Raw genomic sequence first — 24888 nt, 5'->3', positions numbered from 1 at the left:
CTAGTGAGTGTAGTTTTTCATTGTTTTGGTGAAAAGTAAACTATACAGTGCATTTTTTTATTGTTTAGTTAAAATGTAGCTATTAACAATTGCAGAACCCATTATGAAATTATCAGAAAAAAAACGCATAAATATTCTTCAAGCAGCAGAGCATCTGTTTTTTGAAAAAGGTGTAGAGCACACTAGTATGGATCAAGTTGCTGCAAAAGCGGAGGCTTCTAAGCGAACTGTTTATAATCACTTTGCGACAAAAGAAGAGCTATTTCAGGCTATTTTAACGACTATGCTGGCTAAAATTAATCATGGTGATGTTATTTACTTTAATAAAAATCAACCAATTGATTTGCAGCTTACTGCTATTGCCGAGCAAGAAGTGGCTATGCTTACATCGCCTGATTTTTTACGTTTAGCTAAAATTGCCTTTATGCAAATGCTACAAGAGCCGCAGCTAGCAAAGTCTTTAAGTAATAATACTATGGGGTGTATGACTTATTTAGAAGATTTTTTAGAGCAAGCTAGAACAGCAGGTGTTTTAAAAGGTGATGAGCTAAATATAGCTGCTAAACAGTTTGTGTATCAATTAAAATCGTTTGTGTTTTATCCGCTACTTTATGGGTTTGAAACAATAACAGATCAGCAAAATAATAAAGTAATTGAACAAACAGTCAGCTTATTTCTGGCTAAATATAAAGCGTAAACTTAAAAGTAAAAAACCAGCAGATAGCTGGTTTTAATCATATAGCAAGTAACTAATTACTCATCTGCGTATTTTACGCGAATTTTGCTTTTATCAACGCTTAATTGATTAAGTGCTTTAATAGCGCTTCTACTTTCTATGTCGTTTGGCATTTCTACAAAGGCAAAACCTTTTGATAAACCAGTATCTTTATCAAGCACCAAGTTACAGGTAGTTACTTTACCGTGTGCTGCAAACAACGTGCGAAGGTCTTGCTCTGTGGTAGCGCGAGACAAATTACGAACTAATAATTTCATATATAACCTAAATAAGGGGTTCGCTGAGGATTATCTCAAGTAACTTGGCTTTAACCTAATTTTATTTTTACCCTTTTATTTAAAGTTGTTTTTCGCAAATAGCTCAGCTAACAATTATAAAGCCATACTGGTAATAAAGATCTAGTTATTAAAACAAATAATTGGTAAGTTATATTTTACTTTATTTACTTACCATTAACCTGGGCTGGTTGTTTATGTCAAAGTTTGGCTTGCGTATTTTAACTATTACTTCTGTTTGTTCTTTGGGTATTTTAGTTGTAGGGTGCGGCAGCTCAGGGTCAAAAAGTGAGCCTGTAAATGCATCGGTTGTAGCGCAAAGCGCCGCGGTGATTAGCGGTCAAACAGCTGTAAGTATTGAAAATACCCGCGATATAGCAATTTCAGGTGAACTGTCTATAACGGATGCACAAGCCAATGAGGCAGTATTTAAAACGCAAAGCAATAACACCACAGCTTATGGTTTATTTAGCTTAACTGAAGATGGTAATTGGTCATATACACTTAACGGCGAGCATGCCACTGTGAGTGCACTAAACGAGGGCGAAACCTTACTTGATGAGATAACCGTCACATCGGTAGATGGCACCGAAGCGACAGTGTCTATAAGCATTATAGGCACTGCAGGCCGTGATGATTTTATAGTAACGCAAGAAACAACCCTCAATGCCGATGGCGAAAACACAGGGCTAAGTGCTTATACATTAATAGAAAATGCGTTTAGTGAAGGTGCAATTGAATCGCCTGATATGTATAGCGGGAATCATCAAGATGTTGTGCATATTATTGAAGATACTGACTCAACTGTAGGTAATCACTTTGTGTTTTTAGCACATCGTGATGAAGACCAAGATAAAGATAAGGGCGCAACCGACCGCCAGCGCAACGAAATAAAAGCCTTTGATAAATCGCCCGCCGCAACACTTGCCTTTAAAGACGAAACCGTACAATACAGTTGGAAGTTTAAAGTCTCTAGCGAGCTTGAGCTAAGTAGTAAATTCAGTCACTTTTTCCAAATAAAAGCCCGTAACGACAGCAACGACAATACCAATGGCAACGACGACCAACCTATTATTACGCTCTCTGGTGCACAAAAAAACAGTACAGGTAATCAGCTGCAAGTACGTTATAGCGCAGGCTTTGATGAAAACGGTAACAGCACAGGGCTTGATAAAAACCTTATCGAAACCGACTGGTCACTCATTACTGATGAATGGATTGCGGTATTTGTACAAGCTACTTTTAGTGAAGCGGGGCAATTTGAAATGACCCTAACCCGCTTAAGTGACAACGAGGTGCTATTTAGCATTAGCGAGCAAAACATAGATATGTGGCGTGGCTTTAGCGATGATGACTTTGCCCGTCCTAAATGGGGTATCTATCGTTCAATAGTCGAAACCGATAGCCTTCGCGCTGAAGAAGAGCAGGTACGGTTTGCTGATTTTGTGATTAAAAAAGGCGTTTTAGCGCAGTAAATATTTGCCTAGTTTTTTATCGTGGCTACTTACACGTTGTTGAATAATAGCCACTATGTGGCGGCGTATCCACTGCAAACCGGCATCGTTGTCTTGGCGCTTATGCCAAATAACAGAGACAGGCGTTGGTGGCGTATCAATAGGGCTTTTTAAAACTACGAGCTTATTGGTAAATATTTCCTGCTCAAGCGCTATTGAGGGAATGACACAAATAAGATCGGTATTTTTAAGAATGTTAGGTACATTTGCCGCGTTATTTACCGTCATCGCTACTCGGCGTTTTAACCCTAATACTCTTAGTGCTTGATCAGATGGCCCTAAAATATCGCCCGTAATTGATACTAATAAATGATCTGTATTAGCAAAGTCAGTAATACTTAAAGGGGCATTAGCAAGCGGGTGGTCAGGGCGCATAAGTACAACATATTTAGGCTTTAATAAGTGCTCGGCTCTAATAACGTTTTCAGACAGGGTGTAGCGATTAATTGCCAGTTCGGCTTCGGCGTCTTTAAGTACATTGGCAGCCTCTACCGCCCGATTAGGGATTGCATGGATATTAATGCCTGGGGCCTGCTGCTCAATAATTTTACGAAGAGGCCCCCATATCATTTCTACAAATATATCAGCGGCAGAAATCCGAAAAGTGCGCTGCGCTGTCGCTGGGTTAAATTCACTTTGGTTTATAGCATGCTCTAATGATCCAAGTGGCCCCTGTATTTGCCCCCATAAATTGTTAGCAAATGCTGTAGGTTGAATATTTCGGCCATCTTTTATAAATAACTCTTCTCCCCACGCTGCGCGCATACGTGCAAGCGCGTTAGATACCGCAGGTTGTGTCAGCGATAATTGCTCTGCTGCACGAGTGATACTGCCTTCAGTCATGATGGCATCAAAAATCATTAGTAAATTAAGCTCTTGAGGACGCATATAGCACCGTTATAAATTTTAAATGTAAGATTATTTTACATCATTTTTAGTGATGTGTTTTATATAATAATATAATTATTTTTATGCTTTTACCGCGTTCATAATATAAGCAGATTTTAACACAACTCGTACAGCAAGAGAGTTAACCATGTCAGCTATATATAAATTTGCATACACGTTTATTATTGCGCTATTAGCGATAATATTGGGTGCATGCAGCGATAAGCCAAGTTCTATTCAAAGTAATGATGATTCTACGCAAGGGGTGGGCGTAGAAGTGGCCGAAGTAATAAGTCAGCGAATAACCGAGTGGGACAGCTTTACAGGGCGGCTAGAGTCGCCGCAAATAGTGTCTTTGCGTCCTCGCGTATCTGGTTATATTGAAGCGGCAGTATTTGAAGAGGGTGAGCTGGTAAATAAAGGCGACACCTTATTTTTAATTGATAGCCGCGAATTTAATGCACAAGTAAACCGCCTAACAGCGCAACTTGATGAAGCAAAAAGCCGCTTAAAACTAGCAAAGCAAGATTTTAATCGAGCTAAAGAGCTATTTAAAAGTAAATCAATATCTAAAGAGTTATTAGAGACCCGAGGCGCAGAGGTTGACCAAGCAAATGCCTACGTAGCACAAAGTAATGCATCCCTTGAGCTTGCACAGCTAAACAAAACCTTTACACGCGTAGAAGCGCCTATTTCTGGGCGAGTGTCTCGTGCGTTAATTACCGAGGGCAACTATGTCAGTGCAGGGCAAACTGAAATGACCTCTATTGTCTCTACAGAGCAGGTTTATGCCTATTTTGATATTGATGAAGCAACATGGCTTAACTATCAACAAGCGCACCTTGGTAACAATCAATCTACCGTGTTACCTGTGGCAATGCGTTTAGCGAATGAGCAAGATTACCAACACTGGGGCAAGCTTAATTTTGTTGATAACCAAGTAAATACCCAAACCGGTACATTACGCGTGCGGGCTGTATTTAATAATCAAGACGGCGCGATTTTACCTGGGTTATTCGCCCATTTAAAATTAGCAGGGGGCAATACTGAGCAAGGTATTTTAATTGCTGAGAAAGCCATTGGTACCGATTTAAATAATAAATACGTTTTAACGGTTGATGAGCAAAATAAAGTGCAATACCGCGCCATTACTTTAGGCGACAAAGTAGGTGAGCTACGAGTTATTAAACAAGGTTTAAAAAGCGGCGAACGCATAGTAGTTAATGGCTTGCAGCGCGTGCGCTCTGGCGTACTCATTAAGCCAGAGTTAATTAATATGGCAAAGCAAAGTACTTTAAACGAGTTACAAGCATGGCAGCAAAAGGTTGATAATCAAAACCGCTTAGCCAATGCCGAGCCAACACTTGAAATAGGCATGTAATAATGAATTTTTCTCAGTTTTTTATTCATCGACCTATTTTTGCAGCGGTTTTATCTATTCTTATTTTTATAGGGGGAGCCATAGCCATATGGCAATTACCTATTACAGAATACCCAGATGTAGTACCCCCAACAGTTGTTGTTACAGCTAACTACCCAGGTGCCAATCCTAAGGTAATAGCCGAAACCGTGGCCACAGTGCTTGAACAAGAGATAAACGGCGTAGAAAACATGCTGTACCAGTCATCGCTTGCAAACTCTGCCGGCACCATGACATTAACAGTCACCTTTGCGATAGGAAGCGATCCCGACGAAGCAACTACCTTGGTACAAAATAGGGTAAATAGAGCAATACCTCGCCTACCAGAGGAAGTACAAAGGCTAGGTGTAGTCACCGAAAAGTCATCACCGAACCTTACCCTCGCGGTACACATAACTTCGCCTACAGGGCGATACGACAGTTTGTACCTGTCTAATTATAGCGATCAATTTATAAAAGATGAGCTAAAGCGCATTAATGGCGTGGGCCAAGTACGTGTATTTGGCGCAGGCGATTACAGTATGCGTGTGTGGCTAGAGCCTAACAAATTAGCGGCGCTCAATTTAAATCCAAGTGATGTAGTTAATGCTATTCGCTCGCAAAATCAGCAAGCTGCGGCAGGAAGCCTAGGCGCACAACCCATAGGCACCAGTGAGTTTCAATGGCTTATCAATGTAGAAGGGCGCTTAATAGAGCAAGACGAGTTTGAAGAAATAATCGTAAAAACGGGTGATAACGGCGAAATTACACTGCTAAAAGATGTTGCTAGAGTAGAGCTAGGTGCAGATAGTTATACCCTTAGGCCACTTCTTAATAATGAATCAATTGCCGCTGTGCCTGTTTTTCAAGCGCCAGGCTCTAATGCATTACAAATTTCTGACGATGTGCGCGCTAAAATGGCTGAACTGTCGGCGCTATTTCCAGAGGGCATGAGCTATGAAATAGTGTATGACCCTACCGTATTTGTAAGGGGCTCTATTGAAGCTGTAGTCGATACATTATTTGAAGCGGTTTTATTAGTTGTGTTGGTCATCGTGCTGTTTTTACAAACATGGCGAGCATCTATTATTCCGCTGGTGGCAGTGCCAATTTCATTAGTGGGCACCTTTGCTTTTATGCACTTAATGGGATTTTCACTTAATGCGTTGTCGTTATTTGGCTTGGTGTTAGCAATCGGTATTGTTGTTGATGATGCCATTGTTGTGGTCGAAAACGTTGAAAGAAACATCAGTGAGGGATTAAGCCCCATTGATGCAACCACTCAAGCAATGAAAGAAGTAACAGGGCCTATTATTGCCACTACTTTAGTGCTTGCTGCGGTGTTTATTCCTACTGCGTTTATGAGCGGTTTAACAGGGCAATTTTATCGTCAATTTGCTCTTACAATTACTATTTCAACAGTACTTTCTGCCATTAACTCGCTTACGCTGAGCCCAGCGCTGGCTGCATTATTACTCAAACCTCATGGGCAAGACAACGATTGGTTAAGTCGTGCCATTAATAAATTATTTGGCCGTTGGTTATTTGCGCCTTTTAACAAAATGTTCGATAAAGCCTCGGGTAAATACACAGGAGCCGTTGGCCGAATAGTGCATAAAGGCGGCATAATTGGTGTGCTATACGTTGGTTTACTGGCCTTAACGTGGCAGCAGTTTGAAAATACGCCAACAGGGTATGTTCCGCCGCAGGATAAAATGTATCTCGTCGCTTTTGCGCAATTACCTAATGCAGCATCGCTAGATCGCTCTGAAGCGGTGGTTCGCCAAATGTCAGAGATAATCAGGGCGCACCCAGGCGTTAGTGACGCCGTTGCCTTTGCAGGTTTAAGCATTAATGGTTTATCTATAAACCCAAGTTCGGGGATGATGTTTACACCGTTAGAGCCGTTTTCAAATCGGCAGGGCCCGCGCATGTCGGCAGCTGAAATAGCGGAAGATTTAAATAAACAACTTAGTCAAATAAAAGGCGCTAATGTTGCTATATTTCCGCCTCCTCCAGTAAGGGGAATGGGCACCATTGGTGGCTTTAGGCTGCAGCTTGAAGATAGAGGCTCATTAGGGTTTGACACCTTGCAGCAAGTAACAAATGAAGTAATTGCTAAGGCTAAAGCCGACCCCGCCCTTGCTAATGCGTTTACCAGTTTTACAACCGACGTACCACAGCTAGATGTAAAGGTAGACCGTAAAAAGGCACTAAGCTTAGGGCTTGAAATAAACACCTTATTTGAAGCGATGCAAGGCTATTTGGGCACAGTTTATGTGAACGACTTTAATTTATTTGGTCGCACGTACCAGGTAAATGTGCAGGCCGATGCACCCTACAGGGAAGATGTAGAGCAAATTAAGCAATTAAAAGTGCGCAATAAAAATGGCGATATGATCCCCCTTGGCGCAGTGCTTAGTATTGAACATAGTTTAGGGCCGGATAGAGTAATGCATTATAACGGCTATGTTACGGCTGAGGTTAACGGCGTACCCGCACCAGGGTATAGCTCTGACCAAGCTAAAGCCGCAATAGAAAAAATACTCGATGAAACACTGCCAATGGGTATTGCGTATGAGTGGACAGACATAACCTATCAGCAAATTTTAGCGGGCGATACTTCAATGTATGTATTTCCACTTATTGTATTGCTTGTATTTTTGGTTTTAGCAGCGCAGTACGAAAGCTTACGTTTGCCTGTCGCTATTATTTTAATTGTGCCTATGACATTGCTAAGTGCGCTGATTGGTGTGGCTATTTATGGTGGTGATAATAATATTTTCACCCAAATTGGCCTAATCGTGTTGTTTGGACTTGCCACTAAAAACGCTATTTTAATTGTTGAGTTTGCAAAAGAGCTACAAGATACAGGTATGGATGCATTTAATGCCATTAAAGAGGCGAGCCGGTTGCGATTACGGCCAATATTAATGACCTCAATAGCATTTATTATGGGGGTTGTACCTATGGTGTTCTCATCGGGAGCAGGCTCTGAAATGCGCCAAGCTATGGGCGTTGCGGTATTTTCTGGCATGATAGGCGTAACGGTGTTTGGCTTAATACTTACACCTGTGTTTTATTATATACTTAAACGCAGTGGTAAAAATTAAACCGACAAAAAAGCCCTTAGCAATTTAATTGCTAAGGGCTTTTTTAATGCGTTTTAAAAAGTAATTATTTTACTTCTTTACCTGCAGCTTGTTGGTCAGCGTGATAGCTTGAACGAACAAATGGGCCAGAGGCAGCATGCGTAAAGCCAATTTCATCAGCGTATTCTTTTAGTGCGTCAAATTCCGCTGGTGGCACGTAACGTTTAACTGGCAAGTGATGCTTAGAAGGCTGTAAGTATTGGCCAACGGTAAGCATGTCAACGTTATGCGCACGTAGGTCACGTAATACTTCTTCTATTTCACTAATTTCTTCACCTAGTCCAACCATTAAGCCAGACTTAGTTTTTACCTCTGGGTGCGCTTCTTTAAAGCGACGAAGTAATTCTAACGACCATTTGTAATCGGCACCCGGGCGCGCAAGCTTGTACAAACGCGGGGCAGTTTCTAGGTTGTGATTAAACACATCAGGTGGCGTTTCAATTAAAATCTCCAGTGCGCGGTCCATACGACCACGAAAATCTGGCACTAAAATCTCAATAGTAATGGTTGGGTTGTGCTTACGGATTTCGCGAATACAATCGGCAAAATGCTGTGCGCCGCCATCACGTAAATCATCACGGTCAACCGAGGTAATAACCACGTAGCTAAGCTTCATGTCTTTAATTGTCAGTGCAAGCTTTTCAGGCTCTGCTGCATCAGGTTTTAGTGGGCGACCATGGGCAACATCACAAAATGGGCAACGACGAGTACAAATAGCACCTAAAATCATAAAGGTAGCAGTACCGTGGTTAAAACACTCAGAAAGGTTAGGGCACGAGGCCTCTTCACATACTGAGTGTAAGCCGTGCTTGCGCATAGCTTGTTTTATACCGTCGATACGCTCGGTAGATTTTGGTAAGCGAATTTTAAGCCACTCTGGCTTGCGCAACATTTCAGTTTTTTCTGTAGGTAAAACTTTAACGGGGATCAACGCCATTTTTTCTGCGTCGCGTAGTTTTACACCTGGTTCCATTTTGACTGGTTTATTCATTCGTTTTCAAACCCTTCAGTATGCTTAACCTGTGTTGCATTAAGCTTCTTTATCATGTGTTTTACCAGCCCTTCACCTGCTTGTGCTAAGTTTTGAGGGCCGTTTAATTCTTTCGTTTGCACCATGTTCATGCCGGCATAACCACACGGGTTGATGCGTAAAAACGGGCTTAAGTCCATGTTAACATTTAATGCTAATCCATGAAACGAGCAACCACGACGAACACGTAATCCTAATGATGCAATTTTACTGTCGTTTACGTACACACCGGGTGCATCGGCTTTTGCGTAGGCTTTTATATCATACTCATTAAGGGTATCAATAATGCACTCTTCAAGCCATGTAACAAGCTCGCGCACACCGATTTTTAAGCGGCGCAAGTTAAATAATACATACATCATTTGTTGGCCGGGGCCATGGTAAGTAACTTGCCCGCCACGGTCTACCTTAATGACTTCTATGTCACCAGGGGCGAGTAAATGCTCATCTTTACCAGCTTGGCCTTGTGTAAATACACTCTCGTGCTCTACAAGCCAAATTTCATCTGGCGAGCTGTCGTCACGGGTGTCGGTATAGGCTTGCATTTTTTGCCAAATTGGCATGTAACGCTGACGGCCTAGTTGGCGTACGATTAAAGTGTTTTCGTTCACAACAAGTCTCAACTATGGCTTAAAGCATATGGCGTACGTCATCAATGTTGCTGATCACGTTGTAAATTTCTTCTATGTGTTTACCGCTTGTCACTGTGGCAACAAACGTTACCGACTCATAATTGCCTTTACTGCTTGGCTTCACTTTTGGTGCGTAGTCACCAGGTGCAATAGGTTGTAATTTAGCTAAAATTTGTTCCGTAAGGTTAACGTTTGCTAAACCCATAACTTTAAATGTGAACGGACATGGGTACTCAAGGTACTCATCAAATTTAGTATTTTTAACAGGTTGAACCACGACGGTGACTCCTCAAACAAAAAATGTTGGCTACGTGAGATAATATCAATCCGCAATAAGACTTAATCATTTTGCGGGGCTAAACATGTTGCTACCTGCGTTAAAAAATGCTCATTTAGAACAACTAAATAGCGATTTATTAGCCAAGTTATCAACACGTTTTTCCAGCCTCAAAATAGATTACTGAATTAACCGAATTGGTATAACGCTAAGCGTGACTGGCAGGTTTAGGGTGATCCTGCTTATATGGGGCGCATTCTAGCATTTTTCAAGCAAAAAAAAACGCCTCATAACAGAGGCGCTTCGTTTAACAACCCAACGACTGTCGGGTTATTTTTACGTTTACATAATTTGTAAACGTAAGTAGTCGTAAATTTTGCTAAAGAAGCTGCCTTCTTCCACTTCTTCAAGTGTAACTAGTGGGTATTGTGCAATGTCTTCGCCCTCTAGTTGTAAGAATAACGTACCTACTTTAGTGCCTTTCGCTAATGGTGCTTCAAGCGTGTTGTCTAGCTCAAAGTTAGCTTTAAGGTTTTTATGTTGACCACGTGGAATGGTAATTGGGGTATCTTCTAAAATGCCTAACGATACATTTTCTTTATTACCCATCCAAATACGTTGCTCTGCAAAGCTGTCGCCTGCTTTGTAAGGTGTAATTGTTTCAAAAAAGCGAAATCCGTAGTTAAGTAGTTTTTTGCTTTCTACTTTACGTGCGCGCTCGCTTGATGTGCCCATAACAACCGCAATTAAACGCATGTCGTTTTTAGTCGCAGACGTTACTAAGCTATAACCTGCCTCTGATGTGTGACCCGTTTTAATGCCATCAACATCTAGGCTTTCATCCCATAACAAAGAGTTACGGTTATATTGTTTAATACCGTTGTAAGTAAACGATTTTTGCTTATAAAGTGCGTACTCATCAGGTACATCACGAATAAGTGCAGCGCCTAGGGTCGCCATATCACGTGGGGTAGTGTAATGCTCGTCTGTATCTAAACCGTGGCTATTAATAAAGTGGCTATTGCTCATGCCTAATTTAGCGGCATGGGCATTCATTAAATCAGCAAATGCGCTTTCGCTACCTGCAATGTGCTCAGCCATGGCTACACACGCATCATTACCAGATTGAATAATAATACCGTGATTAAGCTCATCAACACTTATTTGCTTGCCTACTTCAATAAACATTTTTGACGATTCAGGGAAGTTTTTAGCCCAGGCTTTTTCGCTCACTGTAACCATATCGGTTGGTGCAATGTTACCGGCGTTTATTTCTGTACCAATTACATAACTGGTCATCATTTTAGTTAAGCTTGCAGGGGCTAGCTTTGTATCAGCTTCACCTTCAGCAATAACTTTACCTGTTGTAAAGTCTACTAAAAAATAACCTTTTGCATTAATTTGAGGTGGAGCCGGAATAATTTGGGCGCTGGCTGAAAATACGGCGGCTGTGCAAACTAAGCCGCATACACCTTTGAGGATTTTATGTTTAATTGATTTCATCATACTCATTAATGGTTAAAGTTAAAAATTCGCGTTAGTCCATCTTATACCCAAACTACCCCGAGATGCGAGCGTCGTTGGAATTAAAAACAACTTAGACAAGGCATTGATTGTCAATAATAGTCACTCTATTGTTCAAATCAATAACGCAGTATAAATCGTTTTTAAACCACGCTTTAGGGCGTTTCACTGAGGCTGATTTTCTGTGTTGTTATTTTTTAAAAGGGATTGCCATTTAAAAAATAACACCTAGATTTTAAGCCCCAATACAACGCTGAATCCTACATTTTGGCGTGGTTTAGGTATTTGTCTTACTGAGTGTAAAGCAAGAACGCGTTTTGAAATTGGTTTTGTTTTAATTTTTTTAATACGTCTTGTGCATGCTGGGCATCTTTAATCGGGCCCAAATGCAAACGATAAATGTTGTCTGCTTTTACTATATTAGTAGGTACTTGATACTGCAGGCGTAATGTAGAAGCTAATGCTTCAATATTGCTAAGCGTACTACCCGCAGCTACCTGTATATATGTTTTACGTGCAGGAATGCTGTCGAGCGTAATCGCCTCTAGCTTAACCTTGGCTGTACCGTGAGTGTAATAGCCTAATTTATAAGCAGCAGCATACGAAAGATCTATTATTCTGTCATCATGAAACGGCCCACGGTCGTTTACACGTACAATCACCGATTTATTGTTGGCAGTATTAGTAACGCGTACAAAGCTTGGCAGGGGTAAGGTTTTATGCGCAGCGCTCATGGCAAACATATCGTAAATTTCACCGTTTGAGGTATGGTAACCATGAAACTTACGGCCGTACCACGAAGCGATCCCTTCTTCTGTATACCCTTTTTCATCAAGCATTGGCGTATAACGTTTGCCTAATACCTCGTAGGGGCGACTTGCACTGGCACTTTTTTTAACATCCACCACAACGGCATCTTGCATTTCAAGTGCGGTTGGCGCGCGTAAAGGTGCGGCGTCGTGCTCCATATGATAACGACTATTAGAGCCGCTACTACATGCGCTTAACATAAATATTAAGGCTGAAATAAATAACAGCTGGGTAGGCTTATTCATTATTTTAAAAGCATCCTTTTATCTGTCGCAATTGACATAATAATGCCAAATCCGGCCATTAACGTCACCATAGAGGTGCCGCCATAACTAATAAGGGGTAAAGGTACACCTACAACAGGCAACAAGCCCGATACCATGCCTATATTTACAAAAATATAAACAAAAAAGGTGAGGGTAAGGGCGCCGGCCAATAATTTACCAAACGCATCTTGCGCGTTTACCGCAATGTATAAGCCACGGCCGATAATAAATAAGTACAGGCTTAATAAAACACACACACCAAATAAGCCAAACTCTTCACTTAATACCGAAAATATAAAGTCGGTATGGCGCTCTGGTAAAAATTCGAGTTGTGATTGCGTGCCTTGCAACCAGCCTTTACCTTCTATACCGCCTGAGCCGATGGCTATTTTGGATTGAATAATATGATACCCCGAGCCAAGCGGATCGCTCTCTGGGTCTAAAAACGTTAATACGCGCTGCTTTTGGTAGTCGTGCATACCGTAGTGCCAAAATGGCCATGCAGCCAGTGCGACAACCGAGCTTAAAAAGCCAATTAAACGCCAGCTTAAACCCGATAAAAACAACACAAATATTCCTGAGCTGGCAATCAAAATTGAGGTGCCTAAGTCGGGCTGTTCTTTAATTAATAAGGTAGGCAGCATCACGATGACAAAGCCAATAATTAGGTGTAATGGACGTGGCGGAAGTTGGTTTCGGCCAATATACCAAGCCACCATCATAGGGACTGCCAGCTTCATAAGTTCTGAGGGCTGAAAGCGAGTAATACCTAAATTTAACCAGCGCTGAGCGCCTTTTGAGCTCACGCCAAATAGCAATACGCCCACCAACATGAGTAACCCAACACAGTAAAGGGGGATCACTAAGCGTTTAAGAGTCGCGGGGGAGAACTGTGCAAGCACTATCATGCCTATAATAGCGCCGCCCATACGGGTGATATGGCGGATCATCATGGCCGAGTCTTGGCCACTTGCGCTATATACTATGGTGATACTGCCTGCCATCATAAGTAATAAGGCAATTAGTAACGGTAAGTCTAAATGCATGCGCATCCATATCGAGCGCTGGGTGTTTAATACGGTCATTGCGCTGTATTCCTAGCAACTTCTATTGGGTTTGCTGCAAAATAGTAATCCATTAGCTCACGTGCAATAGGTGCACCCACAGAGCTTCCGCCACCGGTGTTTTCTACCACAATTGAAACCACAATTTTAGGGTCGTCATACGGAGCAAAACCAATATAAATCGCGTTATCGCGTTGGCGCTCCTTTAGTGATTTTGCATCGTAACGCTCACCTTGGGCAATACTCACTACTTGCGCTGTGCCTGTTTTACCCGCAGGGTCATAATTAGCGCCTTTAAATGCACGGTGTGCCGTTCCTGTTACTTTTTTTACGGTATTGTGCATGGCATCGAGCGCGATACGCCAGTTATCAGGGTTATTAAGTACCACTGGCGGTTTTTCTTCGTTATTAATTTGCGTCACTTGGTCTTCTTTTTTAGCCACTTGTGCTAAATGCGGCGGGTGGTTTATGCCTTTATTAACCAATATGTTAGTCGCGTTAGCAATTTGAATAGGGGTGGCAGTCCAATACCCTTGGCCAATCCCCACTGAAATAGTATCGCCACGCCACCACGACTCTTTAAAGCGGCCTTCTTTCCACTCTTTTGAGGGCAATATGGCTGTGGTTTCTTCGTGTATGTCTATTCCCGATAAGTCACCAAAGCCAAAGCGCGCCATAAAATTACTAATTTTTGTTATGCCTAAGCGGTATGCCGCATCGTAAAAGTAAGTATCGCACGACTCTTCAATCGCTTTGTAAACATCTACATGGCCGTGGCCCCAACGTTTCCAATCGCGCCATTTATGTTCAACATTCGGTATTTGAAAAAAACCAGGATCCCACACCGAGGTGCTTTCACTGACAATGTTTTCTTCAAGTGCCAGTATAGCCATATGCGGTTTTACTGTGGAAGCTGGCGCATAGCGCCCTTGAGTGGCACGGTTAATTAGAGGGCGGTCGGGGTTTAGCAGTGCTTTATAATCTTTACTGCTAATACCATGGACAAATAAATTAGGGTCGTAACTTGGGTTTGAATAAAGTGCTAATACGCCGCCATCTTTGGCATCCATTACTACAACCGCGCCGCGCATATCTTTAAGCGCATGTTGGGCTATTTGCTGTAAACCTATATCTAAGGTAAGCACTAAATCACTGCCCGGCTGCGGGGGGGTCATACTTAATGTGCGAATAACACGGCCGCGGTTATTCACCTCAACGCGTTGAGAGCCGACTTGGCCATGCAAAAGCTGCTCGTAATATTTTTCTATGCCAAGCTTACCAATATCGTGCGTAGCGCGGTAATTTGTGGCTTGGTCTTCTTGTTCTAACTTATTAAGTTCTTTGCGGTTTAGTTTTGCAACGTAGCCTAATGCATGGGTTAGCGTATCGCCATATGGGTAAAAGCGTGCAAGGCGCGCCTCAATGCTAAAGCCCGGAAATTTATGCTGATTAACCGCAAATTGGGCCACTTCGGTTTCATCTAAGCGGGCTTTTAGTACTTGCGACTTAAAACGACGCGTATGCTTTATGTCATCAATAAAGTCTTTTTTTTGCTGCTCGGTAATCGTAATTATTTTGCTAACTTGCTCAAGCGATTTAGCTAAATCGTCGACCTCTTCAGGAATAACCTCGAGGTTATAAACGGGTTTGTTTTCAGCAAGCAGTACACCGTTGCGGTCGTAAATGAGGCCACGGTTTGGCGCAATAGGAATTACTTTAATACGGTTATCGTTAGAGCGGGTTTGATAGTCGGTGTGTTCTTCTACCTGAATGGTATAAAGATTAGAAAGCAAAATTGCCACTAAGCCTAAAACAAAAATAAAACCCACAAATGCGCGCCGTGCAAATAAGTTTGCCTCAGCGGAATGGTCGCGTATTGTGGGTCTTTGCTTAATCATAACAAGGCGTTACTCGCGATGATAAGGATGGTTGTTATTTAAGCTCCAGCCTCGGTATAGGCTTTCGGCAACAATAATACGCACTAAAGGGTGCGGTAACGTTAAGTTAGATAACGACCATTTTTGCTCAGAGGCGGCAATGCACTCAGGGGCTAACCCTTCAGGGCCGCCAATAAGCAAACTAACGTCGCGGCCATCGAGCTGCCACTTTTCCATATTTTTAGCAAGCTGGTGAGTATCAAGTGGTTTACCTGTTACCTCTAGGGTAACAATGCGATTGCCTTTTGGAATAGCGGCTAAGGTTTTTTCACCTTCGGTGTGCAAAATGCGTTTAATATCGGCATTTTTACCGCGTTTACCGGCCGGAATTTCTATTAACTCAAGCGCCATATCTTTAGGAAAACGGCGTTGGTACTCTGCAAATCCGGTTTCTACCCATGCTGGCATTTTTGTGCCAACGGCAATCATTTGTATTTTCACGTAATACTTCCAAGCTCAATTAAAAAATAGTGGCGCTTAGCCCCACAGTTTTTCTAGATCGTAATAGCTACGTGCGTGATCTTGCATCACGTGTACAACTACATCACCTAAATCTACCAGTACCCATTCGCCTTCGTCTTGACCTTCGTAACCTAAAGGTTCTTCGCCAGCGTGGCGAGCTTCTTTTGCTACGTTATCGGCAATTGATTGCACATGACGCTTAGAAGTACCCGAACACACAACCATGTAATCGGTAATGTCTGAGCTGTCACGTACGTCTAGTTGTACCACGTCGCGTGCTTTCATATCGTCAATTTTGTCTAGTGCAAAGGCAAGTAGTTGTTTCGAATCCAAGGTATTGTCTCAATTTTAAATTTAATAGCGTGCATTTTAACATGCTAGGGGGTTTTAATCATCACTTTGATAAAGCTGGTGTTGCTTAATGTAGTGACTGACTGGTTCGGGTAATAGTTCATTATTTTTATTGGTTTTTTTTAATTGCTCTCGAATAGTGCTTGAGGCAGCATCAAGGGTTTCACCAGATAAAAAATAAAGCTTACCAAAGTTGTTTGTGGCAAGTTGCTGTGGCGCTTCAGTGTGGGCATTACTGACATAGCTTTTAAGCGCCTTATTTGGGTTACATGTTTGCCCCGGGCGATGATAAACCACTATATGGCATAGCTGTGTAATTGCTTGCCATTCATACCATTTGTCGAGGTTATTAAATGAGTCCATGCCCATTAAAAAAAGAATTGGCGTATCTGGGTGCTCAGCTCTTAGCTCTTGTAAACTCAACAATGAGTAAGAAGGCCCAGTACGATTAAGCTCTCTTAAATCAAGTGCAAAATGAGGGTAAGGGGCAATAGCGGCATTGAGCATATTAATACGGTGCGCTGTACTTATACCCGGCGCAGCTTTGTGCGCGGGCAGGGCACAGGGCATAAAGTACAACGTGGATAAGTTAAATGTACTTATACACTGTGAGGCCATATTTAGGTGGCCTAAATGCACGGGGTCGAAGGTACCGCCAAAAATTGCAATCATGTTAAAAATCTTTAGTTAAGTGCGTGGCAAGGCATTGGAATATCAAGCGGCTGGCAAAACTTAATACAAATATGCGCAAGCGCTTGGTAAGGCGCAATTAAGTTACCTTGTTTGTAGCTTGAATCAAACAGTGCAAGCTCACTGCTTATTTGCTCAAGTGTATTAATATTTAAGCGGTTAATCGCATTTTGCACTGGGCCTTGCTGGTTTTTCCAAATCCCATTTTTTTTAAATAACTGTGCGATAGGCTCGCCATTTAAAAGCCCTTGCTGAATAGTGAGCAAACTGGTGAGCTCTTTATTTATAGCCCATAAAATACTCACCACTTCGGTGTTATCGCTGGCCAGTTTATTAAGTACTTTAATTGCTTGCTTGGCGTGGCCATTTAATAGGGCATCACTTAAGTCAAAAATATCAAACTTGGCTTGATTTAATAGCCCTTGCATCACAAGTTGCTGGGTTATTAAGGCATTACCATGCAGTAGCGAGAGCTTTTCGAGCTCCTGGAAACACGCTAACAAATTGCCTTCGGTAGCGTTAATTAAGCTCAATTTTGCTTCGTTTTGCATATTTAGAGAAAGGCGCGCTACTTGTTCATCTAACCAGCGTTTTAAATGATTCCCTGCAAGCGGGTAGCACGGTACAAATACACCGTGTTTATCGAGTGCTTTAAACCAAGCGCCACGTTGTACGTCTTGGCTGGCTTTAGCCCCTTTTACAATTAAAATGGTATCGGGGTTAATTAACTCGACTATTTTTTTAAAGGAATTACTACCTGGGGTGCCAGGTTTTTGTTGGTTTAAATCAAGCTCAATTATAGTGCGCGCACTAAACAAAGACATGCTTTGATATTGAGCTATAATTTCTTGCCAATCAAACCCTTGCATTAGGGTAAATTTAATTACCTCATCAAAGCCTTGGGCTTTTGCTGTGTCGCGTATTTGCTGCACACATTGCGCTTCTTGAAACGGTTCTTCACCAAACACTAAATAAAAGGGTTTCAAACCTTTATTTAATTCACTCGGTAACTGATTAGCATAACAGCGCATTATAGTTGCGACAGCTCTCTAACAATACGACCACTGGCTTGCTTACGAATTTCGCTAATAAGCAGCTCAAGCTCTTTTGCTTTTGCAAGTGCGTGATCGGGGTCGTCTTGGTAGTTACGATAAAGCTCAAAGCGTTTTTCTATGGCTTTTTCGCCTGGGCGTTTAACAACATAGCTTACCCCGTAGGCAAGCTCGTATTCAGCCACCTGACCATTTTGAAACAACGACAAGGTTTGGCGCTCAATGCTTTCTTTGCGTAAGTAAAGCTGGGCAACATTTTTAGCCGAAGGTGTCAGTTCTACGTTACTGGCTTTAAGCTCTTTTTTAAGGTTTAAAAATAACGATGATTTTTCATCATCACCTTTAAGTGTAAGCGTTTTAAGGTTATCAGGCAGGCTAGAGGCTTTCTTTAAATGAAAGCCACAGCTAGATAACACAAAACACATTAGCACTAAGGCTAATGTGTTTTTAAGGGGGTTAAAGCTAACCATTTAGTTAGCTACCACGTTAAGTAGTTTACCCGGTACGTAAATAATTTTACGAATGGTTGCGCCATCAGTAAATTTAGTTACGTTAGACTCAGCAAACGCAAGTGCTTCTACCTGCTCTTGTGTTGCATCGGCCGCTACAGTTAGCTTAGCGCGTAGTTTGCCGTTTACTTGTACGATGATTAATTTTTCATCTTCAACAAGGGCAGACTCGTCAACTTTAGGCCATGCTGCATCTAAAATGTCACCCTCTTTACCAAGCTCTTGCCATAACTGGTGCGATAAATGCGGCGTAATTGGCGCAAGCATAATAAGTAGGGCTTCTAATGCTTCGTTAGCAATAGCAACATCTTGCGTATCGTTTAACGGCGCTTTTAATAACTTATTAGAGAGCTCCATAATGGCAGCAATTGCAGTGTTAAACGTTTGACGACGCTCAATATCATCGCTCACTTTTGCAATGGCTTTGTGTAGCTCACGACGCAGTACTTTTTGTGGGTTACTAAGCGCTGATTTATCAAGTGCTTGGTAGCCAACTGTTTTCACATCTACTGCGTATTTCCAAATACGTTTTAAGAAGCGGTGCGCGCCTTCAACGCCTGAGTCTGACCATTCAAGCGTTTGCTCTGGTGGTGCGGTAAACATCATAAATAAACGCACAGTATCTGCACCGTATTGGGCAATTACTTCTTGTGGGTCTATACCGTTGTTTTTAGACTTAGACATTTTGCTCATGCCCGATGAGAACACAGGTTCACCATCTTCTTTGTGCCATGCTTTAGTTACGCGGCCTTTTTCGTCAGTTTCGGTATTTACATCGCTTGGCGAAATCCATACGTCACCGCCTTTTTCATCTTTACGGTAGAACGTTTCGGCAAGTACCATGCCCTGACAAAGTAAGCGATCGAATGGCTCGTCTGAATTTACTAAACCAAAATCACGTAATAACTTATGGAAAAAACGCGAATACAATAAGTGTAAAATAGCGTGCTCAATACCACCTATGTATTGGTTCACTGGTAACCAATAGTTAGCTGCTGCTGGGTCTAGCATGCCTTCGTCGTGACGCGGGCTACAGTAACGTGCGTAGTACCAAGACGACTCCATAAAGGTGTCAAAGGTATCTGTTTCATGTGTTGCTGGTACGCCGTTTACCGTTGCTTTTGCCCATTCTGGGTCTGCTTTGATTGGCGAAGTAACGCCATTCATAACTACATCTTCTGGTAAACGTACTGGCAGCATTTCTTCGGTGGCGGCTAATTCGTTACCGTTTTCGTCGCTCAGCATTGGGATTGGTGAACCCCAGTAACGCTGGCGGCTAACACCCCAATCACGTAAGCGGAAGTTAACTTTACGCTCACCCACACCCAGTGCTTCTAGTTTGTCGGCAATAGCGTTAAATGCGCCTTCAAAATCAAGGCCATCAAATTCGCCAGAATTAACTAACACGCCTTTTTCAGTGAATGCTTCTTTTTTTAAATTTACTTCAAGCTCTGAGCCTTCAACCGGTGCAATTACTTGTTTTATGTCTAGGCCGTATGCTGTGGCAAATTCATAGTCGCGTTGGTCGTGAGCAGGTACTGCCATCACCGCGCCTGAGCCGTAATGCATTAATACAAAGTTAGCAACCCAAATTGGAACTTGCTCGCCCGTTAATGGGTGAGTCGCGTAAAAGCCTGTTGCAATGCCTTTTTTCTCCATAGTGGCCATGTCTGCTTCGGCAACTTTGGTGTTTTTGCATTCTTCAACAAACATTGCAATTGCATCGCTGTTTTTAGCGGCTTCTTGCGCAATAGGGTGGCCACCGGCAACGGCTAGGTAAGTTACACCCATAAATGTATCTGGACGTGTAGTGTATACGCTAAACTTTTCGTTGTTGTCGGTACGCGTAAACTCAATGTCTAACCCTTCAGAGCGACCAATCCAGTTGCGCTGCATGGTTTTAACTTGCTCAGGCCAGTCTTCTAACTTGTCTAAGTCATCTAAAAGCTCTTGTGCGTAGTCAGTAATTTTAATAAACCACTGTGGAATTTCTTTTTGCTCAACCACTGCACCAGAGCGCCATCCGCGGCCATCTATAACTTGTTCGTTAGCAAGTACAGTTTGATCAACTGGATCCCAGTTAACCGTTGACATTTTTTTGTACACTAAGCCTTTTTCGTACAGCTTAGTGAAAAACCATTGTTCCCATTTGTAGTATTCTGGGTGACACGTGGCTATTTCACGATCCCAGTCGTAACCAAAGCCTAATTGCTTAAGTTGGTTACGCATGTAATCAATGTTTTCGTACGTCCACTTAGCTGGTGCTGTTTTGTTTTTGATAGCGGCGTTTTCTGCAGGTAACCCAAACGCATCCCAACCCATTGGTTGCATAACGTTTTTGCCTTGCAGGCGCTGGAAACGAGAAACAACATCACCAATGGTGTAATTACGCACATGACCCATATGCAGTCGGCCACTTGGATACGGGAACATAGAAAGGCAGTAATACTTTTCTTTGCTCTCATCTTCGGTGACTTTAAATACCTGGTTTTCTTCCCAGTAACTTTGGACTTTTGACTCTATGTCTTGCGGGTTATATTGCTCTTGCATCTATGATTCCAGACTTCTTGCAAACTAATAAAAAATTGCCGATAGGATACCCCAAATAAAAGCCTAATCACAGCGTATAAGCACGGTTTTGTTAAAATCTCACTTTCAGTGCAGGTTAACCTATACTTATCTATGTTAAAGGCCAACACGCCCTTGATTTTGATGGAGTATAAAATGGCAGATTATAAAACATGGCTTAGCGATTTAACTAATTGGTTAAAAGATGTAAAAGATCACGAAGTAAAAGATGCAATGACCCGATTTGTTGAATCTGAGCAAGCACTTAAAGACCTAGGCAAAGAAAAATACGGACTCTATAAAAGTTATTTGCAGCGCGACATAGAACACGTTCAAGAAAACGAATCGCACTATAATTCGCTTGCATGGCAAGAGCTTAAAGAGTCGTTATGGTATGAGCTTTCACACATAGAGGACAAAACCCAGCTTGAATGGCAGTCTCTTAGTCAAGATTTTAAGCACAATGGGATGTATCACGCAGGCGAATGGATAGCCATGGGCACATTAGTATGTAAGAATTGCACCCATAGTTTTGATATTTATCACGCTACACAAATTACACCGTGCATTGAATGTGATGGTATTTATTTTAGCCGTAAGGCATTACAACCCTAAATATATGTATTAAGTGGCTTGTAGGCCACTTAATACGCCCAAAGCCAGCGAGTATGTTGGTACAAAAAGAAGTTAGAATGACGAAAAAACTGCTGCCATTATCTGTTTCACAGCTCGCACCGAGCATTTCTACTAATCACGTTAGCACGTGTATGAGCAATCCATACCCAGAGCAACTTACCTTTATAGGCCAACAACGCGCCCAAAGTGCGCTCGACTTTTCACTTGGGATGGAGCTGCCAGGCTATAATGTTTATGTAATGGGTGAGGCCGCGCATGGCCGATTTACACTTGTAAAAGACAAACTTAAACAACACGCAAAAGATCGCCCCACACCTAACGAGTGGTTGTATGTTAATAATTACGACGACCACCGCGAGCCAATTGCGCTATTTATGCAAGCAGGGCAAAGCAAGCAGTTAAGTGACGACATAGACTCATTTTTAGATGAAGTACTCGACACCTTTCCGGCAGCGTTTGATAACCCAGCTTATCAGCGCAAAAAAAAGTCAATCGAGAGCGAATTTAACGACGCTTACGACAGCGCTATTACCGCAGTCGAAGAAATGGCGCTTGAGCAAAGCGTAGCGCTAATAGAAGAGAAAAATGCCGTAGGTTTTGCGCCTTTAGTTGAAGGCAGACAGTTAAGTGATAACGAATTTGCCGCCCTAGATGAAGAGCTTCGTGATGAGTTTTTTGAAAAAATAGAAAAACTAGAAGATGCCTTAATTGAAGCGCTGATTGAGTTGCCTCGCTGGAAACGCGAATCAAAAGAAAAACAGCGTAATCTAAAAAAGGCCACAGCCGAGCAAGCTACAAAGCCATTATTAAAAGACTTAGAGCATAAATACGCTGCACATATTGGAGTGCTGCGCTACTTAAAAGATATTCGCGTAGAAATAATTGATGCAGTACTTGAGTGGCTAGACGATGAAGATGAAAGCGAAGAAAGCAAAGAAGATTTTGACCGTAAAGGCATGCTTACCGACTTTTTTGCGCCTAACATTTTAGTTGAATTTAAAGAAGACGATGCCGCACCTGTGGTGTATGAGCCAAACCCAACCTTTGGCAATATATTTGGCAAAATTGAGTATTCAACATCGCAAGGCTCGCTTATAACCAGTTACCGCTCTATACAGCCTGGTGCATTGCACCGTGCAAATGGCGGTTACTTAATTATGGATGCCGAAAAAGTAATGGCCAACCCGCAAGTGTGGGATGGCTTAAAGCTTTCGCTTAAAACGCACCAAATTAAAAACGACCTACCGTATCAAGACAGCTCAGTAGGCAGCAGCTTTACACTGCGCCCGCAATTAATTCCTCTTGATGTAAAAATTATTTTATTAGGCTCGCGCGATTTGTATTACACCATAGGTGAGTACGATGAAGAATTTGCAGAGCTGTTTAGAGTACTTGCCGACTTTGATTACTATTTACCAAGTAGCGATAAGCTTCAGTACCAATTTATTACTAAAGTGAGTGAGTACTGCCAGCAAACGTTAAAGTGCACAACCACAGAGGCCGCCATGGTGCGGTTACTTAAATTTAGCTACCGCCAAGCAGAGCACCATAATAAATTATCGGCGCGCTTTGCCGATGTGCTTGAGCTGGTGGCTGAGGCCAGCTTTTACGCCAAGCAAGATAAGCAAACACTGATTGATGCGCATCATATTGATGAAGCCATTGAAGGTAAGCAGTACCGCACCGGCCAAATAAGCGAAAACATGCTAAGCGATATAAAAGAAGGCCACACGCTTATTGCCACACAAGGTCAAGCCATTGGTAAAGTAAACGGCTTAACAGTGCTGCACATTGGCGATACGTCGTTTGGTACACCCGCACGCATAACCGCCACCGTATATGCCGGCGCCGATGGTGTAATAGATGTTGAGCGTGAAGCCGAGCTAGGTAAAGCAATTCACTCAAAAGGTGTAATGCTACTTACCGGTTATTTAGGGAACAAATACGCCCAGCACTTTAGCTTAACGCTAAGTGCTAACATAGCCATAGAGCAAAGCTACGGTTATATAGATGGCGATAGCGCCTCACTTGCTGAGTTATGTGCGCTTATATCGGCTATTACCAGTTTGCCTATTAGCCAGTCTATTGCCCTTACAGGCTCTATTAACCAACACGGTGATGTGCAAGCCATTGGCGGTGTAAACGAAAAAATAGAAGGCTTTTTTAAGCTGTGTAAAATGCGCGGCTTAACAGGCGAGCAAGGCGTTATTATTCCAAAATCTAACCAAGTTAACTTAGTACTTGATGATGAAATACTTGAAGCGGTTGAGCGCGGTAAATTTAATATTTACGCAGTAGAAACTGTAGACCAAGCACTTAACTTATTAATGGATATTGATGCCGGCGATATTATTGACGGCGAATACCCAGAAGATTCTGTTAATGGTATTGCTTTAGCACGCTTAAAAGATATAGCCGACATAGTTAATGGCGATAGCGAAGAAGATAAAGAAGCCGATGAAGATGAGGAAAAACACTAAATGATCAATATAATTTTAGCGGTGATCATCGCTATATTTTGTTTTTTAATTTTTCAAAATAGTAAAAAAGCAAAGCAACAAGCTGGCATTAACGCGCAAATTGAAGCCGACTACCTTGTCGCTAACGCAAAAGTTGAGGGCGTAATAGAAACCGCCTCAGGCTTACAGTACAAAGTGCTGCACAAAGGCGAAAGCGAAAATACACCTAACCCTACTAGTAAAGTAAACGTGCATTACCACGGCACGTTAATAGATGGCACCGTATTTGACAGCTCAGTAGAGCGTAAAACGCCAATAAGCTTTGGTTTAAATCAGGTTATTAAAGGCTGGACCGAAGGCTTACAACTTATGAGCCCAGGCGATAAGTACATATTTTATGTACCGCACCAATTAGCCTACGGCGAAAAGCGAGCGGGCAGTATTCCACCTGCATCACTGCTTATTTTTGAAGTAGAGCTTTTGGCTATTGAGTCTTAATACACGCGTAAAAAAGTGTTATTAACTTTATAAAAAACCCGTTAGCTAACGGGTTTTTTATTGCGTGTTTTTTTAAGTTATTTAAGTTATTTAAGTTATTTAAGTTATTTAATATTAAAACCAATTCGCTTAATTAAGTATTACTGCGGTTTGGTATAA

22 protein-coding genes are annotated in these 24888 nt (G+C 42.1%); 7 read left to right on the top strand and 15 right to left on the bottom strand.

Translation table 11 applies throughout. The annotated features are described in order from the left end of the window. Positions 1–103: 103 nt before the first annotated feature. Complete coding sequence (locus tag MTF64_RS07410; RefSeq protein WP_248451034.1) at positions 104–697, top strand: TetR/AcrR family transcriptional regulator; 594 nt, start codon at positions 104–106, stop codon at positions 695–697. 56 nt (positions 698–753) lie between these two features. Here the strand turns inward: MTF64_RS07410 and MTF64_RS07405 are convergent, their stop codons facing one another. Beyond that, positions 754–993, bottom strand: a complete 240-nt coding sequence (locus tag MTF64_RS07405; RefSeq protein ID WP_024033770.1) for an RNA recognition motif family protein — start codon at positions 991–993, stop codon at positions 754–756. A 215-nt stretch (positions 994–1208) separates the two neighbouring features. Here MTF64_RS07405 and MTF64_RS07400 point away from each other — a divergent pair, with 215 nt between their 5' ends. Then, positions 1209–2486, top strand: a complete 1278-nt coding sequence (locus tag MTF64_RS07400) for a VCBS domain-containing protein (protein WP_248451033.1) — start codon at positions 1209–1211, stop codon at positions 2484–2486. Here the strand turns inward: MTF64_RS07400 and MTF64_RS07395 are convergent. After that, positions 2475–3413, bottom strand: coding sequence for a LysR family transcriptional regulator (locus tag MTF64_RS07395; RefSeq protein ID WP_024033768.1), 939 nt, complete (start codon positions 3411–3413; stop codon positions 2475–2477). The two genes, MTF64_RS07400 and MTF64_RS07395, sit on opposite strands and share 12 nt — an antisense overlap. A gap of 148 nt (positions 3414–3561) precedes the next feature. On the opposite strand from MTF64_RS07395, the gene MTF64_RS07390 reads away from it, so the two are divergent. Both MTF64_RS07390 and MTF64_RS07385 read left to right on the top strand, forming a co-directional pair. After that, positions 3562–4794 (top strand): efflux RND transporter periplasmic adaptor subunit, encoded by a 1233-nt coding sequence (locus tag MTF64_RS07390; protein WP_248451032.1) that lies wholly within the window; start codon positions 3562–3564, stop codon positions 4792–4794. A gap of 2 nt (positions 4795–4796) precedes the next feature. After that, positions 4797–7925, top strand: a complete 3129-nt coding sequence (locus MTF64_RS07385) for a multidrug efflux RND transporter permease subunit (protein WP_064386778.1) — start codon at positions 4797–4799, stop codon at positions 7923–7925. 64 nt (positions 7926–7989) lie between these two features. Here the strand turns inward: MTF64_RS07385 and lipA are convergent, their stop codons facing one another. The 13 genes from lipA to leuS form a co-directional block, all read right to left on the bottom strand. Next, positions 7990–8955, bottom strand: a complete 966-nt coding sequence (gene lipA, locus MTF64_RS07380; RefSeq protein ID WP_004585911.1) for a lipoyl synthase — start codon at positions 8953–8955, stop codon at positions 7990–7992. Continuing rightward, the gene (lipB, locus tag MTF64_RS07375) at positions 8952–9605 is read right to left on the bottom strand and encodes a lipoyl(octanoyl) transferase LipB (RefSeq protein ID WP_004585912.1); all 654 of its coding nucleotides are present in this window, start codon (positions 9603–9605) and stop codon (positions 8952–8954) included. Before lipB ends, lipA begins: the two co-directional genes overlap by 4 nt. Positions 9606–9624: 19 nt before the next feature. Beyond that, the gene (gene ybeD, locus MTF64_RS07370) at positions 9625–9903 is read right to left on the bottom strand and encodes a DUF493 family protein YbeD (RefSeq protein WP_024033764.1); all 279 of its coding nucleotides are present in this window, start codon (positions 9901–9903) and stop codon (positions 9625–9627) included. Between the two features lie 342 nt (positions 9904–10245). Next, entirely contained in the window at positions 10246–11406 is a 1161-nt protein-coding gene (locus MTF64_RS07365) for a serine hydrolase (protein WP_004585914.1), read from the bottom strand. A 311-nt stretch (positions 11407–11717) separates the two neighbouring features. Next, positions 11718–12482, bottom strand: coding sequence for a septal ring lytic transglycosylase RlpA family protein (locus MTF64_RS07360; RefSeq protein ID WP_054982217.1), 765 nt, complete (start codon positions 12480–12482; stop codon positions 11718–11720). Then, a complete protein-coding gene (gene rodA / locus MTF64_RS07355) occupies positions 12482–13588 on the bottom strand; it encodes a rod shape-determining protein RodA (protein WP_004585916.1) in 1107 nt (368 codons plus the stop codon). Before rodA ends, MTF64_RS07360 begins: the two co-directional genes overlap by 1 nt. Then, the gene (mrdA, locus tag MTF64_RS07350; protein WP_004585917.1) at positions 13585–15465 is read right to left on the bottom strand and encodes a penicillin-binding protein 2; all 1881 of its coding nucleotides are present in this window, start codon (positions 15463–15465) and stop codon (positions 13585–13587) included. Before mrdA ends, rodA begins: the two co-directional genes overlap by 4 nt. Positions 15466–15474: 9 nt before the next feature. Further along, positions 15475–15945, bottom strand: coding sequence for a 23S rRNA (pseudouridine(1915)-N(3))-methyltransferase RlmH (gene rlmH / locus MTF64_RS07345; protein WP_004585918.1), 471 nt, complete (start codon positions 15943–15945; stop codon positions 15475–15477). Between the two features lie 36 nt (positions 15946–15981). Next, a complete protein-coding gene (gene rsfS, locus MTF64_RS07340; protein WP_024033760.1) occupies positions 15982–16299 on the bottom strand; it encodes a ribosome silencing factor in 318 nt (105 codons plus the stop codon). Positions 16300–16353: 54 nt separating this feature from the next. Further along, a complete protein-coding gene (gene nadD, locus MTF64_RS07335; protein ID WP_248451031.1) occupies positions 16354–16989 on the bottom strand; it encodes a nicotinate-nucleotide adenylyltransferase in 636 nt (211 codons plus the stop codon). An 11-nt stretch (positions 16990–17000) separates the two neighbouring features. Continuing rightward, positions 17001–18038, bottom strand: coding sequence for a DNA polymerase III subunit delta (gene holA / locus MTF64_RS07330; protein ID WP_248451030.1), 1038 nt, complete (start codon positions 18036–18038; stop codon positions 17001–17003). After that, a complete protein-coding gene (gene lptE / locus MTF64_RS07325; protein ID WP_248451029.1) occupies positions 18038–18529 on the bottom strand; it encodes an LPS assembly lipoprotein LptE in 492 nt (163 codons plus the stop codon). The genes holA and lptE overlap by 1 nt, the downstream gene beginning before the upstream one ends. Beyond that, positions 18530–21118, bottom strand: a complete 2589-nt coding sequence (leuS, locus tag MTF64_RS07320) for a leucine--tRNA ligase (RefSeq protein ID WP_248451028.1) — start codon at positions 21116–21118, stop codon at positions 18530–18532. A gap of 174 nt (positions 21119–21292) precedes the next feature. Here leuS and MTF64_RS07315 point away from each other — a divergent pair, with 174 nt between their 5' ends. From MTF64_RS07315 to MTF64_RS07305, 3 genes are all read left to right on the top strand, one after another. Then, on the top strand, positions 21293–21751 hold the full coding sequence (locus MTF64_RS07315; RefSeq protein WP_004585924.1) for a hypothetical protein: 459 nt from the start codon (positions 21293–21295) through the stop codon (positions 21749–21751). Between the two features lie 77 nt (positions 21752–21828). Then, positions 21829–24252, top strand: a complete 2424-nt coding sequence (locus MTF64_RS07310; protein ID WP_241232299.1) for an ATP-binding protein — start codon at positions 21829–21831, stop codon at positions 24250–24252. Next, the gene (locus tag MTF64_RS07305; protein WP_138579778.1) at positions 24253–24729 is read left to right on the top strand and encodes an FKBP-type peptidyl-prolyl cis-trans isomerase; all 477 of its coding nucleotides are present in this window, start codon (positions 24253–24255) and stop codon (positions 24727–24729) included. Positions 24730–24888 lie beyond the last annotated feature (159 nt).

It is taken from the genome of Pseudoalteromonas sp. 2CM41L (assembly GCF_023161905.1).
GTDB classification, from domain to species: Bacteria; Pseudomonadota; Gammaproteobacteria; order Enterobacterales; family Alteromonadaceae; genus Pseudoalteromonas; species Pseudoalteromonas atlantica.
Note: the sequence above shows the minus strand (reverse complement) of the source record. Positions and strands in the feature narration are given on the sequence as shown.